This is a genomic window from Nodosilinea sp. P-1105 (genome assembly GCF_012911975.1).
GTDB lineage: Bacteria > Cyanobacteriota > Cyanobacteriia > Phormidesmidales > Phormidesmidaceae > Nodosilinea.
On the sequence record NZ_SMDQ01000040.1, the window covers coordinates 1 to 15,999 of the forward strand.

A 15,999-nucleotide genomic window follows, 5' to 3' on the forward strand; every position below is an offset into this window, starting at 1 on the left:
TGCTTCCCCCGATGGCTGGTGCCGTTCTTGGAGATATCGTGAGACCCACAGGTCGGACAGGTCATCTCAATAGCCATGCGCTTGTCTCCCTGGTTATCGTGGTGGCGTAGTCTGATTTTCCTCCGTCCCGTGCATTAATGCACTACCGAAATGGTAATAGGGGTGGATGGGTGGGAAGGGGGTTTCGGGTTTCGGGTTTCAGGATCCCCTCTTGGGAGGGGTAGGGGTGGGTGGGTCGGGGTTTCGGGTTTGCGGTTCTCAATTTTGAATTTTGAATTTTGAATTTTGAATTTTGAATTTTGAATTTTGAATTTTGAATTTTGAATTTTGAACTCTTTGCTCACTTCATTCTGCTGCGCCCGAGCTACGCCCAACGCTTTTCCCTCTTCGTTCTTCGTTCTTCCCTCATGGCCGCTCGGGCTTGACCCAGCAGGCGACCTGGTGCTCGGGGCTAATCGCTTCTAGGGTGGGATCTTCGGTGGTGCAGCGGTCGATGGCATATTGGCAGCGGGGGGCGAAGGGGCAACCCTGGGGGTAGTTGGCCAGGTTAGGGGGCAAGCCAGCGATCGGGCGCAGGCGGGTTTGCTGGGCGGCGTCGAGGCGGGGAATGCTCTGCAGCAGGCCCAGGGTATAGGGGTGGCGGGGATTTGCGTAGAGGTCAAGCAGGGGGGCCTGCTCGACAATTTGACCGGCGTACATCACCAGAATCCGATCGGCGAGCCCTGCCAGTAAGGAGAGATCGTGGGTAATCCAGACTACGGCCATGCCCAGGTCGGCTCGCAGCTCTTTAATCAGCTCCACAATTTGGGCTTGAATGGTGACATCTAAGGCGGTGGTGGGTTCGTCGGCGATCAGTAGCTTGGGGTTGCAGGCCAGGCCCATGGCAATCATCACCCGTTGCCGCATGCCCCCAGAAAATTGGTGGGGGTAAGCGTTGATTCGCTGGGCGGCGTTGGGGATGTGTACCCGCTGCAGGAGATGAATGGCATGGGCCTTGGCGTCAGCGGAGCTTAAATTGGTATGGCGACGGATGGCTTCTACCAGTTGTTTACCAATCCGCAACACCGGATTCAGGGAAGACAGCGGATCTTGAAAAATCATTGCCATCTGGTTGCCGCGAATCTGCCGCAATTGCTCAAGGGGGAGCTTCAGCAGATCTTGCCCCTCAAAGTACACCTGGCCACTGACAATTTGGCCGGGGGGAGAGGGCACCAGCCCCATCACCGAGAGCATGGTGATACTTTTGCCCGACCCCGATTCCCCCACAATGCCGACGGTTTCCCCGGGGTTGACCTGAAAGGAGACCTGGTTGACGGCTTTGACCGTGGCCGCTTTGGTGACAAAGTGGGTGCTCAGGTTTTCCACAGACAGTAATGGGGGCATAGGCACAGGTTAAGCAGGTTAGGACTGGCGCTGCTGGGGATCGAGGGCGGCCCGCAGGCCATCCCCCAGCAGGTTAAAACCCAGGACGCTAACGGCGATCGCCAGGCCTGGAAAGGTGGTAATCCAGGGAGCACGGCGGAAATAGTCCCGCCCGGCGGCCAGGATCGCCCCCCATTCGGGGGAAGGGGGTTGAGCCCCCAGCCCCAGAAACGACAGGGCCGAAGCCGATAGCACTGCCACCGATACCCCCACCGTGGCCACCACAATGATCGGCGACAGAATGTTGGGAAACAGGTGACGGAAAATTAGCCGACCATGGCGAGCCCCGAGGGTTTTGGCGGCCCGGAAGTACTCTTTGTTTTTCTCGACCAGCACCGCCCCGTAGGTGATACGGGCATAGTAGGGAATGGAGCTGATGCCCACCGCAATCACCGCATTGCGCAGGCTCGGCCCCAGCACCGCCACCGTGGCCAGGGCGATCAGCGTTTCTGTGAAGGAAAACAGCACATCCATGGCGCGCATCAGGATGTTGCCCAGCCAGCCCTCGGTGTAGCCAGCCACCAGGCCCACCACCACCCCGACAGTCATGGAAATGCCGACGGCCACCAGGCCGATCATCAGGGTAAGACGGCTGCCGTAAACAACTCGGCTAAATAGGTCGCGGCCAAAGTTGTCGGTGCCAAACCAGTGTTCGGCACTGGGAGGCGATAGGGCGGGGCCGACGTTCATCTGGCTGGGCTCAAAGGGGGCGATCGCCGGGGCAAAGATGGCCACCGCAAACAGCAGGAGCAAAATCACGGCACCGACCTTGGCCCCTGGGCTGCGCAACAGGGCCTGCAAAAACTGCCCCAGCCGCTGGGCGCGGGACGGGGGAGTGATGGCTTCCAGGGACTGATCGGCGACCATTGCTGGCTTTAAGTTGGCCATAGTTACTTGTAGGTAATGCGAGGATCAATCCAGACGTAGAGCAGGTCGAGCACCATAGAGACCACCACCACGACCGTGGCAAAGATCAAAATAAACCCCTGGATGGTGGGGTAGTCCCGCTGAAAGATGGACTGAATCGCCAGGCGACCAATGCCGTTCCAGGCAAACACGTTTTCCACCACGATCGCGCCCCCCATCATATAAGTGAACTGTAACCCCAGCATGTTCACTACGTTGACCAGCCCATTGCGCAGGGCATGGCGAGACAGCACTGTTCCCTCTTTCAACCCCTTGGCCCGGGCCGTGCGCATGTAGTCCTGGGTGAGCACATCAATCATCGAAGACCGGGTCAGCCGCGACACCGATGCTGCATTGGCCAGCCCCAGGGTGATGGCAGGTAAAATCAAATTGCGCAGGCTGGTGCCCGACACCGGCAACCAGCCCAACTGCATGGAAAAGATATACATCAACATCAGCCCCAGCCAGAAGCTGGGCACCGAAATCCCCAAAATTGCCGCCGTCATCAGGGTGCTGTCGATCCAGGTGTCCCGCTTGTAGGCCGCAAAAAACCCTGCCGTCACCCCCACTACAATGGTGACCACCAGACTGGCGGTGGTCAGCAACAGGGTATTGGGCAACCGCACCAGCAGCAAATCCAGTACGGGCTGATTGCCGCGAATGGTGGTGCCAAAGTCCCCCTGCAAAATTCGCCCCATATACATAATGTATTGCTCGTAAATGGGGCGATCGAGCCCCAGGTTGCGGCGAATCTGCTCCAGTTGTTCCGGGGTGGTGGACTGGGACTGGGCATACATGATCTGCACCGGGTCCCCCGGTACCAGGTGGATCAACAGGGTAACTGCGATCGTGGTGATCCAGATGGTGAAAATGCCGCTGAGCAGGCGTTTAAAGAAGTAGCGGGTCATAAACAGGGGGTAAAAATCGCGATCGCGTCCAGCAGCGTCTGACTTAGGCCGTCGTCTACTGGCTGGGGAAATCCTAAAAGGACTTCCCCAGCCAAATTGTATCTACTGCAACCGCACATCATTGAACAAGGGGCGGTTAAACGGACCCACCTTGTAGCCCTCCACCTCGGTGCGGGTGGCATAGACCCACAGAGAGCCGGGGGTATAGAGGGGCACATGCACTGCATTGTCCAGCAGATAGGCCATGGCCTCCTCCACCGCCTCTCGCCGCTCATCGGTGTCAATGGTGGTGCGGGTGGCTTGCAGCAGCTCGTCTAGCTCCTCGCTTTGGTAGCCGCTGTAGGCCCCAGGGGAGTGCCACAGCTGGTGCAGAATGTCGGGGTCAAACCAGGCCCAGTCCATCATGTCGAAGGTGCTGGTGCCCGTGGTGCGCTCATTTTCCTGTTTCACCCGGGCGTTCAGGCTGCCAATGTCCATGGTTTCGATGCTGGCGTCAATCCCCACCTCCGCCAGCTGACTTTGGAACACCTGCACCATGTTTTCCCGGTTGTCCCCGGTGGAGGTCATCAAAATCACCTGCATCGGGTTATCAGGGCCGTAACCCAGTTCCTCTAGCAGTTCCATGGCCTGTTCTGGGTCGTGGTCATAGCCATGGTCGGCACAGAAGTCCTGATCGTTGCCAAACACCCCCCGGCTGATGGGGCATCGCTCCCGCTGCACCAGATCTTCGCCAAAGGACACCTGAATGGCCGCATCCACATCCACGGCGTAGGCCACCGCCTGCCGCGCCCGAATATCGTCAAAGGGAGGGCGAGAAATGGTGAATTCAAAGAAGAAGTTTTGGCCAGTATTTTCAGCCACATGCAGATCCAGGGTGTCGTCATCCCGCACCACGTCGAGATCATCCAGGGGCGGGTTGACAATTAACTGCACCTCGCCAGTTTGCAAGCCCCCCAGGCGCGCCTGGGCTTCGGGAATTTGCCGCACCACCAAGCGATCGAGATAAGGGGCACCAGAATTCTCTACCGGACGGCCAAAGTTTTGATAATCGGGGTTTCTCTCCAGCACAATTTCGTCCCCCCTGGCCCAGTTGACCAGCATCCAGGGGCCTGTACCGATCGCCGTGGAAACCCCAAACTGTCCCTCAGCCTCCTCATTGCTCTCACAAATCATGCTGGCGAAGGGATCTGCCATAAACGATAGAAAGGCCCCAAAGGGCTGCTCAAAGTTGAATTCTACCGTCAGGTCATCAACCACATTTACCTCAGAAATCGGCCCCCAGGCCCCAGCGGTCACACTGGGGTTGCTGTCATCGAGGGCGCGATCGGCGGTGTATTTGACGTCGTTAGCATCAAAGGGGGTGCCATCGTGGCAGGTAATCCCCTCATTCAGCAAAAATGTCACAGACTGGCCGTCTTCACTCATCTCCCACTCCTGGGCCAGGTTGGGCACAATGTCCCCATCGTCGTCAAAGGCCAAGAGGGTGTCGTAAAGCTGGTCAAAAATCTGCCAGGACAGGGTAGTGGTCGTGCGGTGAGGATCCAAAGAATCCGCATCTCCATAGCGAGCCCACACCAGGGTTCCCCCCTCAGGGGCCTCTCCAGTGGCGTCAGGATCAGGGGTTGTGGTGGTCTCTGGTGTGCAACTGGCCAACAGGGTCAGAGCCAGGGCCGCACCCCCTAGAACTTGTCCAGGACGAGGGGCAATTAAGGCTGACCAACGGGGGCTTGGGGAAGTTCGAGCTTTCATAGGTTTGTGGATAGGCTGATTAGCAAAATGACTTAACGTCAGCGAGGAGGGATATCTCGTCTGCACCCATGAAGCAGGCCACAGTCAGGGCTAAACGCCTCGGACATTAAGGCTAGTGAAGTGGTGGTAATGTATCGCTAACAACAACCCTATTGAGCAAATTTAGACTTTTCTTTACGCTAATTTACTCGGCGCTGATTCCTGAATAGCCGTCACCGCAGGGTTTGCAGCCTGATTACAAGGCCTGTCAGCCGGAGGCTACTGCCTATGCAATTCCTGCATAACTGCACCCTGGCGGTGCGAGCCTAAAGCATCGCTACAGTAACTCGAATTGTAGATTTGTCATGCTTCCGAAGCATGTTAGTTTGCCAATCAAAAGCATTTCAGGAGGTAATAATGCCAGGGAAAAATGGTTCAGATCCTTCGAGGAAGCCGCGACGAGAAGTGCCTATGTCACTGCCTTTAGGATTGGCGATTGGCGCAGCGATCGGGGTGGGGCTCGGTTTAGTGATGTCAAATTTAGCCCTGGGTATCGGGATCGGTTTAGCTATGGGGGTTGGTGGCGGCGGCGCTATGGCCTACCTTGCTTCAGGGAAGCCGCGACGGGAAGCCTCTATGTCGCTAGTTTTAGGACCGGCGATCGGCACTGCGATCGGGGTTGGGCTCGGTTTGACGATGTCAGATTTAGCCCTGGGTGTATTAATGGGCTTAGCGATCGGGGTTGGCGGTGGCGGCGTTACGGCCTACCTGTATGCTATGGGTAGCTAAGGCGTCGGATACAGATGTGCTACTGGTGGATGCACAGGCTACTTTGACTTGGGAGCTTTGACCGTATGTTTACTCAGTTGTCGAAGGCATTTCACTAATTAAGTTGCCCACATGATTCTGGAATGCGACTAGGCCACCTTTTGCGTCCCAATGTGGAAAGCTGCCTTTCTGCCCTAGCCGTGGGGGTCAGTTGGCAGCGGGTAAATCACAGAGCAGGGCTTTGATCCGGTGGCCTTGTTGAGCGTTCAGTACCTTGGGGAAGGAGAGATCGAGGGTGACCGCAGTTTCAGAGCGGTGCACCCGATCTAGCTGGGCCACCAGGCGTACAGGCTGCTTCCCCTGGGAGTTGATCAGTAACCCTACCGGCTCTCCAACACCAAAGATTTCGGGATGCAGCACCAGCCTGGGGTCTTGCTCTAGCGCCATTTTCAGTCCCTGACTGTTGACCGCCTGGGTCGTCGACCCCAGATAGTGCCCCTGACTATAGAGTTGACTGGGCGCCTGCACCTGCTTAAAAACTGGCGGTGATAGGGATGGTTTGGGGTCATAAAAGACCCGAATCAGACTGGTCAGCAAAAACCGAATGGACTCCAGGGGCTTATCGGCATTGTGGCGCACTTGGGAATACCACTGATTCACATCCGAATACAGGACGAGCACCAGGGCATCTTGCTGGGTTTGGTCCAGATGGTCAAAGGCCACGGTGACCACCACCTCTTGCTCACTGCGGGGGACGACCCGCAGTACCTTACCACTGAGAAACACCCGACGGTTGCTGTCGCCACAAATTTCCAGATCAACCACATCGGGTAGATTGGGCCAGTCCGGCAACCGCAACTGCGCCCCAGTTTCGCTAATGTCTATGGTTTTCCCGGATAAGGTTGTCTGCCCCGAAAACAGGGTCACGGCCAATTGACGATCCAGGCGATGGGACTCGCGCATTTGGGGTTGTTCCAGGGCCACTAAGATGGCTGCACTCAGCAACATGATATTGATCACACACCAGGTGGCATTGATGATCACAGCATCCACATCCTGGAGCTCTGTAATTATCCAGTAGGGGACCAGCACCAGGGAAATTAAGCTGAGCCCACCGATGATCAGCAGCACCTGGACGGAGTGCCAATCAAAGCTGCGCTTGGACACTTGTAGTCCTTTGTCGGTGACATTGAAGCGCCCCATCTTGGGATTAACCAGGGCCATAAAGGTGACCAGGCCGTCCTGAAAAGCCATGGCATACTCAAAAATTTCGTTCCAAAAGGAGAATCGCACCCCTTTGTAAACGATAAAATTAGCGTTCAAGGCCAGCAAAATTGACGGTAAGGCATAGGTCAGGGTTTCAAGTCCCAGCCCTCGCACTGAGTTAATGCCAAACATCAAAAAGGCAATGGGGGCGATCGCATACATCAGCCGCGGAAACCCAAAGAAAAAGTGAGTTGTCGCCGAGGTGTAGCAAATCCGCTGGGGAATAGAGAGTTGGCGGTTAAACAGGGGCCACTCCAGGCGCAAAATTTGCGCCATGCCCCGAGCCCAGCGCACCTGCTGCCCCACATAAGAAGAAAAGGTTTCTGGGGCCAGACCTGCCACCATAATTTTGTCGTAGTAAACCGTCTCGTAGCCCTTCGAGTGCAGACGCAGGGAGGTGTGGCAATCCTCGGTCACCGTTTCTACGGCGATCCCCCCCACCTCTAACAGGTGACTTTTGCGGACCACCGCTGCCGAGCCACAGAAAAATGAAGCATTCCAAAAGTCGTTGCCTTTTTGCAGCACCTTATAGAACAACTCGTTGCCCACGGGTATTTTGCCCTGGGTCAGCAGGTTGCGCTCGAACGGGTCAGGATTATAGAACCAGTGGGGGGTCTGCACCAGAGACACCTTCGGGTTTAAGAAAAAGCCCACGGTTTCCAGCAGCAGGTTGCGGGTGGGAATGTGGTCACAATCTAAAATCAGCACCAGGTCCCCTGGGGTGCGCCCCAGGGCATGGTTAATGTTGCCGGCTTTCGCATGGTCATTATTGGCCCGGGTGACCAGGTGGCAGCCCAGGTCCTGACAGATTTGTCCCAGTTTTGCCCGACGTTCAGGATACTGGCGGCCATCATCCAGGATGTAAACCGCCTTTTTGTCCACAGGGTAGTCAATGGCTAGGGCCGCTAGGGCCGTCTTCCGCACAATCTCCACATCTTCGTTGTAGGTGGGGATGTAAATATCCACCCTGGGCCACTGGTCTTGGGGCACCGTTGCCATGGAAACCGGTTGCCGCTGGCGCAGCTTTAGGGTTTGAAAGTAGGCCAGCAGCAGCGTGGCGATCGCGTAGAGCTCAGCCCCATAGAGTAGCAGGCTAAAGGTGGTATTGAGCCAACCGTCAAAGTTTAGGGTATAGACGGTGCGGTAATACAGATAGCGGGCGGTCACCACCAGACTCAGCCATACCAGCAGCAGGTGAAGTTGTTCACTGAATTGGTGGTCTTGGTAGCGCTGCTCCAATCTGACTAGAAGCCACCCCAGGGCAATCAGAAACACCGCCAGGGCAAACTGTTGACCCAGGGGTAATGGCGTCACAATCAAAGGGATTGCCAGCACCAGGGCCAAAGCCATCAGCACCAGGGCACTGCGCTGACTGCCGCCAAGGGTCGCCTCCAGTCGTTTGGGTAGGCTGGCAATCAAGCGAGTCAGCCAAGACCGTGGTGGCTGAGACAGCTCAGGGGACACGTGGGTCATTAGATTCCCTCCGATTGGCTAAGGCGGTTCAGAAACAGTTGGGACAAGCTATAGAGCACTAGCGCCAGGATCACTATGCTGCCCGGTACCAAGAACCAGTTCGCTTGCAAAAAGGTGATTATTCTTGCCCCCAAACCACTGCGATGAATGGTGCGCGGTGATTGTTGGGCTAGGGTCGTAACCTGGTAATCGGCCTGGTTATATATCGAAGGGTTCGGTGTCGTCCGTTGGATGATAGCGGTATCGCCAGTCAGCCGAGAAAACAGCCCATCCTGACGCAGGGTTGCCTGTACCTCCTTCAGGCCTGTGGGGGTTTGAGCCGTCAGCCCTAGCAATACCCGATCCTGGCGCCAGGGGGACACTGTCGCCATAATCACCCCGGCGGAGTCTGGTAGGGTCTGCAATTGGGTTTGGTTGTGTTGACGGCTAAATTGGTCCCCCAAGCTAAACCCTGACTTGCTTTCTAAGGCTTCAGGTAGGGGAAAGTCATCTTGTAAGCCAATGGCCACCACATGCCCCTGGCGAGCTTCGCTGGGCAAGTCCCTAGCTGCATAGGCCTGCAGTTTGACGGCTTGCCCCTGGCTTAAGCGCCCCAGCCGCCCGCTAGCAGTCAAAAGCGTGACGATATCTTCGTCCGAGGGGGAATCTGGCAGCACCAGGGCAACAGCGGATAAATCTTGGGGGGCCGTAAACGGGAATCCAGTTTGCAGCAGTTTTAGATCTGGCAACTGAACCTGATTGATTCGATTTAGCTGAAAGCTGCTGTTACTGTGCACGGTGCCCCAGGTGGGTTGGTCCGGCAATTCACCACAGGCAATGGGGGCATCGGGGAACGTGTAGAACTGCACCGCCAGCTTGGCATCCGGGGTAACCAGATCCGGGGGAATATCAACGGTGATGGCGTCAGTGCCTCCATTGGCCGATCGCAGCCTTTCGCCGCCAATCCCTTCGCCGTTGAGCAACACCGACACGGACGATCGCTTGGGGTCAATCCCAGGGCCATAGCTGTAGCGCAGGGTAAAGGTACTGCCCCGTTGCAGTTGCTCATCGGGCAAGATTTTGAAGGGAATGTCCACAGATGGCGGAATGGGCAATCCATTGACGGTGACATCTTGGAAGGGTTGACCGTTCGCCCCTTGCAGATCACCCAGTTGTAGTCGCCGCCGGTCCTGGGGTAAATAACCAGGCCAGTCTCGCGGCCCAGGAGAGGCCACTTCAGCCACCTCATTTACCAGGGCCGCTTGCCCGGTCAACAACTGGCGATCGCCCGTCTGGGTCAGGGCCTGCACTGCCTTAAGCACGGCTTCTGGGGCATTCCCCGTGGCCACCAGCACGGGCACCTGCCCATTGCTGGTGGTGGTCAACATCAACACACCCACCGTATGGGGCAGCGGGTTCCCCCCTCCGTCCAGCACCTGCTGGTCCTGGATGGTAAAGGGCAGGTCTAGGTCGGCGAGCAGGGGTTGTTCCGCTGGGGTGCCAATCACCACCAGGCTATCCCCGGCTTTCACCTGGTTCATCTGGCTGGCTAGTTGAGTGTCCAGGGGCCGACTGTTGGTTAACCGGCTGGCCACCGCCTGATAGCGACTGGCGGCTGTCAGCCACACACTATCGACGGTTTTGGGCCGCAGGTAAGTGAGCCGGTCTGCCTCTAGGCCCAGGGGATCTAAGAAGGGGGAGGGGTAGCTGGCGAGATCTAAGGTCATCGGTTGGGGCCGATAACTGATCACCACCTGGGAGTCGGGCAAAATTTCTGTCCAGAGGGTGGGATCGGTGGGGTCGGTGCAGGCATCAGAGGTGTGCTGTTGCACCACCATGATCAGCGTATTAAAGTCTTCAATCAGATCAGTGGGTACATCGAACAGCACATTGCCAATCTCACTGTCCTCACGGTTGAGGGGCACGCTACCCAGGTGGCGATTGTTCAGCCGAATGGTCAGGTTAGAGCGATCGCCATAAAGGGCGGGAGAATGGCGAAAGCGAACCAGTACCTTGGCCGACTCCACTTGCCAGTGGCGGGGGCGGCTAAAGCCCAACCGGGCCTGGGATAGCACCCCTTGCAGTTGGAGGGCATTCCCCACCACCGGGGCGCGGTTGAATTGCAGGACATATTCACTGAGGGGCTCGGGTTCAGGGGAGGTGGCCTCCGCAGGTTCTGATGTAGGGGGCGCGGCTGGACTGGGTGCTGCCGGAGCCGGTGCTGCCGGAGTCGGTGTTGCCGGAGCCGGAGCCGTTGGACTGGGGCGGGGGGCGGGAGCCGCAGGTTGAGGGGCTGGTCTTGGTCGAGGTTGAGGCCGCACCACAGGGGCCTGGGGGGGGGATTGAGGCAGTCGATGTCGTTGGATCACGGCATCTTCCTGCTGTTTTACGGCATCGCCTGACTGGGCTTGGATAGGGCTGAGACCCACCAGAGAGACCAGCAAGGCCAAGAGTAGACCGGCCCCTAATAACCCCCAGCGTCGCCCATGGCGACTGGGGCGAGGTAGCAGACGGCTTAACCAGTTACGCATAGATGGCTCCTTATATCGGCTCTGATCAGAGCGCTCGCTTCCCATGAGGGTGGACAGTGACTAGAAACTTTGGACTAGAAACTTTGGATAAAAGCGGGATAACCGCCTCAAAAGCGTTCCCACGGGGGCTGAATGCCCCGCTGCTGAAGCAGGGTTTCTTGAATTTGTTGCCGCTGGCGAGACACCTGGCCATCGACGATACCCCGGGCCCGCTGGTCTTGCTGCCAAGCCCGCAGCTGCCCCAGGGCGGCTAGGGGCCTACCCTGTACGGCATTGAGAGCCGCCAGGGAAGTGCGGGCCGTGCTGTTCTGGCTGTCCTGGGCCAGAGCCTGTTGGTATAGCCGGTCAGCCTGGTCATAGTTGCCCAGCTGAAATTCCAGTCCCCCCAGGGCCAAAAGGGCATCGGGGTTGGTGGGCTGGCGCTGAAGTATCGCCTGGTAGCTTTGACGAGCTTGCTCATCATTTCCGGTTTGCTGGGCAATTTCTCCCTGCACAAAGTACAGGTCCAGATGGTTGGGGTTGGCGGCTACCAATTGAGCGGCCTGGGCCTGGGCCTGGCCAGGATTGGTGGTGGCTAGTACTTGCAGCGATCGCAGTTGAAGCTGCCCATTGCCGGGGTCAACGGTCAGCAGGCTCTGGTACAGGCCCGCCCGCTCTGGGCTGGGTGGCAACACAGTCACCAGGGTGATCAGCTCGGTTGGCGGCGGAGCCGTGCCCAACTGTTGCAGCCCCTGGGTGAGCCCAGCACTGGCCTGGGCTTCGGTGATCAGCCCCGCCTGGTAGGCGAGGGCCGTGCGGCCCAGGGGATAGGCGACATTCTGGGGGTGGGCCGCGATCAGCTGGTCGTACAGGGCCAGGGCTTCGGTAAAGCGGCCCTGGGTTTGGTAGACCGAGGCCAACCCCTGGGTGGCCCCAGCGCGAATGGGCGGTAGCTGGGTGGTGTTGAGTAGGGCCTGGTAGCGCTGGCTGCTCTGGGCTAAATTCCCCTGGCGTTGCTCAATATCCGCCAGCAGCAGTTGGACCGTATCTGGGTCACGACGACCGGCGGGGGTATTAGTGTATGTGGCCAGACTGGCCTGGGCCTCAGGCAAGCGCCCCTGCTGGGTGAGGACTTGAGCGATGCGGAAATGCAGGAAGGCGGCATCACTGCCCCCCGCCGCCAAACTTTGGTAGAGAGGTAATAGCTCGGGGAGGGGCGGGTTGAGTCGGCTGAGCAGTTGGCCCATCGTACGTACCTGCACCCCATCCCCAGGCAGAGAGGGAAATGTGCTGCGCACCTGCTGGACCAGGGCGGCATGGCTCAGTTGACCGGTTTGGTAGCCCAACAACTGTCGCTGTAGGGTCAGGCTGGCATCAGCGGGCTGTTCTGTGGCCAGTTGGTCCACCAGTTGCAGCGCTTGCCGCTGGTGTTCTGGCTGGTTGCCCAGGGCAAAGCTGGCTTCTCGACGCACACCAGGGGACAAATCAGCGGTAGTGGCTAACACCTGACCGTAGAGGTTCGCGGCCTCCTGGTTATAGCTGGGCTGCTGGCTGTAGTCCCCCACCGCCGTCAGGGCCCTCGCCAGGGTAAGGCGGGCATCGTTGCGGTTCCGTAGCGGTTGGAGCAGCTCCAGGGCCGCTGGAAACTGGCGGTTGGCGGCATAGGTGCTGGCCAGGGCACCCCGCAGCCGCATCTGCTGGGGATTGGGGTCTGGGGTGCGGCGTAGCTCTTGTTCCAGAATTTGAACAGCAGCGTCTATTTGTCCACTTTCCCGCAGGGCCTGGCCATAGGCGATGGCGCGATCGCCCTGAATGGTGCCCCCGGCTGAACGATAGCGATCAAATAGGTTGAGGGCAGTGCGATAGTCGCCGCTAAAGGTGTGAGCTTCTGCTGCTGGCCCCAGGATGGTGGCGTCATTGGTGTGGGGTAGCACCTGGCTATAGTCAGCCAGGGATTGGGAGAACAGCCCCTGATAGTAGTAAAGCTTGGCCCTTTGGGCCCGGGCCGTTTGATCCTCTGGCTGCAACCGCAGTAGCCGAGTCAGCGCATCAATGCCCAGGGGTTGCCACTGGGGCCGAAATTCCCCCAAGAAGCCAATGGTGCTGAGGGCCAGGCGGTTATCTGGGTCTAGGGTCAGGATGCGTTGGTAGATGTCTAGCGCCTCCGCTTCTCGACCGGCTCGGCGGTAGGCAATGGCCAACCCCTGGAGCGCCTCAACGTCGTTGGGATTTTGCTGGGTCAATCGCTGAAACGTGGCGATCGCCACGTCAACCTGTCCCTCTGCCAGTTGGGTATACCCCCGACTGAGGCTGGCTGAGCCCTGAGCCCAAGCCAGGGAACCGGTCCCCAGCCATAGGCCCGCCGCCAGGATCGTCATCGTCAGGGGTTTGACTATAGCCATGGGTTTACAGTTCGACATTACAGCCCTCCTCCCTGGAAAGAATGGCCCGGCAAAAGATTGACATTGCCTCGAATTCGGAATCCGGCATAGGATTCACGAAACTGGTCTCGCTGCTGAAAAGTAAAGCCCAACCGAATGTTGGGGGTGACTTCAAAGTCGTAAAACGCCTCCAAGACATCTGGGCTGCGGCCAGGCTGAACGCTGGTGGGCAGGTTGCGGCCATAGGCTAACCCCAGCCGGTCATTGGGCATAAACACATCCAGGGCATTGACGCCGAAACTGTAGGTATCTCCAGCAAAGCCCAGGGTGCTGTTATTCAGCCGCCCATAGCGGCCAAACAGACCAATATTGGCCTGGGGAATAAACCACTCTGCATTGACCCCGTAGCCCTCCAGGCGATCGCCAGTGCCTTGAAATTGGGTATCCCGCGAGCTGATGTAGGTGCCTCGCACAATCAGGTCCCCGGTGCGGAGCCCCACTTCCCCGGCAAAGCCGTCTAGGGCAAAGTCGGAAAGGCTTGGGGAGGAGGAAAACACCGCTGCATTCGCCGTAATATCGTCGGTGATCGCCCACTGTACCAGCCCCCCAGGGCGGGAAGCGGTGGCGTTGGCCCCGGCAATCAGAGCTGGATTGGTATGGAAGGTGGCATTGAAGAAATCTCGAGCAATATCTTTGGCAAAGCTGTTGCGATCGAAATAGGAGGTCAAGTCAAGCTGGCCGAGGCGAAATCTGACCCCCGGTGCCCCAGGTAAGGCGGTGGCCAGATAAAGTTCTGTCAACTGCACCCCATCCTGGTTGGTCAGGTCGGGGCCAGTGGTCAGGTCAAGGGCCCCACCCACCAACACGTTGGGGGTTAAGAAGGTATCTCCCGACAGGCGGGCCCGAGCTGAGGACTGATCCCCCTGCAAGACATACAACCCCTGCAGGTTGAGGTTGGGAGTAGTCACGGCTTCAGGTTCCAGATCGGTCCCCGAAATGGCGGTGGCCGTCCCAATGGTATTCGTCCCAGTGGGATGACTACCACTTGGGGCTGCAGACAGGGGCGGTTGGGCAGCTCCCACCTGCCAGGCTTCAGGGGCAGCCATACTCGGCCCTTGCCAGCCAGAGGCAGCCGGGGTTGATCCAGGGGCGAGGGGAGCCGACGTCGGTGGAGGTAGCGAGTCTTGGGCAACAGGGTACTGATGCCAGGGTGGGCTGGGGGCTGGGCTGGGTTGACCAGCCGGGACTTGCGGAGCAGGGCTATATCCCCAAGGGACCATGGTCCCGGCATAGGGCTGGCCAGGGGGGGGCGATGTTACCCCCGCCCCCGGTTGTCCCTGGCTGGGGAATGCCGCCGCTGGTGGCACCCAGGCCGGAACATAGCCCCCGGCCCCCTGAGCATCGGCCCCAGGGGGCACCATGCCAGGGCCATAGGGCAGCCAAACCATCACCCACTGGCCTGTCGGTGGCAGGGTGGGATAGGCCGGATAGGGCATCCCTTGCCCCTGGCTGCCCTCCCAAGGGACACCTGGGTACCCTGCTGGCGGCATGACCGGCGGGGTGGGCGTTTGGCTGGGCATCTGCGCCAGGGTAGGGGGATCAAAGTCATGACCTGCCCAGTCAACCTGCTGATCAAATGCCAGGTCCAGGGGAAGGTCGAAAGCCCCCCTGTCGGCCAAAGCTGGGTGAGCCACCGTCCCCAAGGCCACCATCAAGCCGGGCAGGGTACCAACGAAATGGTAGGGCAAATTGTAAATAGGTTTAGAAAGGAGGGGCATGATAGCGTATGTCTCCGTTTTTATAAGCCTGGCCGTGGGAGCTCGAACTAAGGGCAGGAATCATTAGGCCATTGCCAGGAGAGTACCCAGGGGGCTGTCCAAAAGCCCAAATTGATTTCTGTTTTGTTGTAAATTGCTGAGAATTATGAAAAGGTCATTTATTGCTATGGTGCTGGTGGCGGTGCTGGTGGCGGCGATCGCACTCCTGACCACCGCCTGCACCTCACTCCCCTTCAACCGCAATCAGACAAATGCCCAGCCATTAATTGCCATTGATCAAATTACCGAGGCAGGCGGCCCCGGCAAATTCAGTGTATTTGGCCAAGCGGCTGTGCCCGATCAAACATCGGTGACCCTATCGGTTGTCCGCGATTTAACCAAACCCACCGATCAACTCGATGCTGAGAACACTGAGTTGTACAGCATTTTGGATCGAGCGTCAGCGGTGGTGACCGATGGCCGCTGGCAAGCTGATGTGTCCCTGTGGCAGGTGACTGACGCAGGCGACTACCAGGAAATGTGGCAACTCATGAACCCTGCTGCGGTCGTCCCCAGTGAAACCATCCACTTTTTAGTCACCGTAGATCCTCAGACGTTTGCTCAAACCGTGGCCCCTACCCTGTCCCAAGATTTCAGTACCAGTTCAAGCCCTCTGCTTAACGTCACCCCTGAGGGTGAAACCTACCTAAGAGTCAGTCAGGACTGGCGGCTGGCGGCTCCTCAACCCCTAAATGGGGAAGGCATTGACCCCTCGCCGCCAGCCTGGGACCGAGCGGCTTCAGACTCAACCCAGTCAGCCTTGACTTCAACCCCTGAACTGCCTTTCTCAGAGTCGGATAACTTACCGTTGTCGTCAGACAATGTACTAGAATAATCGGCT

Annotated in this window: 10 protein-coding genes; 2 read left to right on the plus strand and 8 right to left on the minus strand. The window is 58.3% G+C overall.

The genetic code is table 11. The features are described 5' to 3' along the window. Positions 1-405 precede the first annotated feature (405 nt). The 4 genes from E1H13_RS16450 to E1H13_RS16465 form a co-directional block, all read right to left on the minus strand. Positions 406-1,383, minus strand: a complete 978-nt coding sequence (locus E1H13_RS16450) for an ABC transporter ATP-binding protein (protein ID WP_206070607.1) — start codon at positions 1,381-1,383, stop codon at positions 406-408. Positions 1,384-1,401: 18 nt separating this feature from the next. Continuing rightward, positions 1,402-2,310: a nickel transporter permease gene (nikC, locus tag E1H13_RS16455; protein WP_240966678.1), complete on the minus strand. Its 909-nt coding sequence runs from the start codon at positions 2,308-2,310 to the stop codon at positions 1,402-1,404. 2 nt (positions 2,311-2,312) lie between these two features. Then, positions 2,313-3,236, minus strand: a complete 924-nt coding sequence (locus E1H13_RS16460; protein WP_169614624.1) for an ABC transporter permease — start codon at positions 3,234-3,236, stop codon at positions 2,313-2,315. Between the two features lie 102 nt (positions 3,237-3,338). Beyond that, the gene (locus tag E1H13_RS16465; protein ID WP_169614626.1) at positions 3,339-4,985 is read right to left on the minus strand and encodes an ABC transporter substrate-binding protein; all 1,647 of its coding nucleotides are present in this window, start codon (positions 4,983-4,985) and stop codon (positions 3,339-3,341) included. 450 nt (positions 4,986-5,435) lie between these two features. Between E1H13_RS16465 and E1H13_RS16470 the strand changes: the two genes are divergently transcribed. Beyond that, a complete protein-coding gene (locus E1H13_RS16470) occupies positions 5,436-5,753 on the plus strand; it encodes a hypothetical protein (RefSeq protein WP_169614619.1) in 318 nt (105 codons plus the stop codon). 186 nt (positions 5,754-5,939) lie between these two features. Here the strand turns inward: E1H13_RS16470 and bcsA are convergent, their stop codons facing one another. The 4 genes from bcsA to E1H13_RS16490 form a co-directional block, all read right to left on the minus strand. Beyond that, the gene (gene bcsA / locus E1H13_RS16475; RefSeq protein WP_169614628.1) at positions 5,940-8,471 is read right to left on the minus strand and encodes a UDP-forming cellulose synthase catalytic subunit; all 2,532 of its coding nucleotides are present in this window, start codon (positions 8,469-8,471) and stop codon (positions 5,940-5,942) included. Beyond that, positions 8,471-10,981 (minus strand): cellulose biosynthesis cyclic di-GMP-binding regulatory protein BcsB, encoded by a 2,511-nt coding sequence (locus E1H13_RS16480; protein ID WP_169614630.1) that lies wholly within the window; start codon positions 10,979-10,981, stop codon positions 8,471-8,473. The genes bcsA and E1H13_RS16480 overlap by 1 nt, the downstream gene beginning before the upstream one ends. Positions 10,982-11,088: 107 nt before the next feature. Further along, a complete protein-coding gene (locus tag E1H13_RS16485) occupies positions 11,089-13,362 on the minus strand; it encodes a tetratricopeptide repeat protein (protein WP_169614632.1) in 2,274 nt (757 codons plus the stop codon). Positions 13,363-13,379: 17 nt separating this feature from the next. Beyond that, a complete protein-coding gene (locus tag E1H13_RS16490; protein ID WP_206070609.1) occupies positions 13,380-15,119 on the minus strand; it encodes a carbohydrate porin in 1,740 nt (579 codons plus the stop codon). Between the two features lie 145 nt (positions 15,120-15,264). Here E1H13_RS16490 and E1H13_RS16495 point away from each other — a divergent pair, with 145 nt between their 5' ends. Next, entirely contained in the window at positions 15,265-15,993 is a 729-nt protein-coding gene (locus E1H13_RS16495; RefSeq protein WP_169614634.1) for a hypothetical protein, read from the plus strand. The last annotated feature ends 6 nt before the right edge of the window (positions 15,994-15,999 follow it).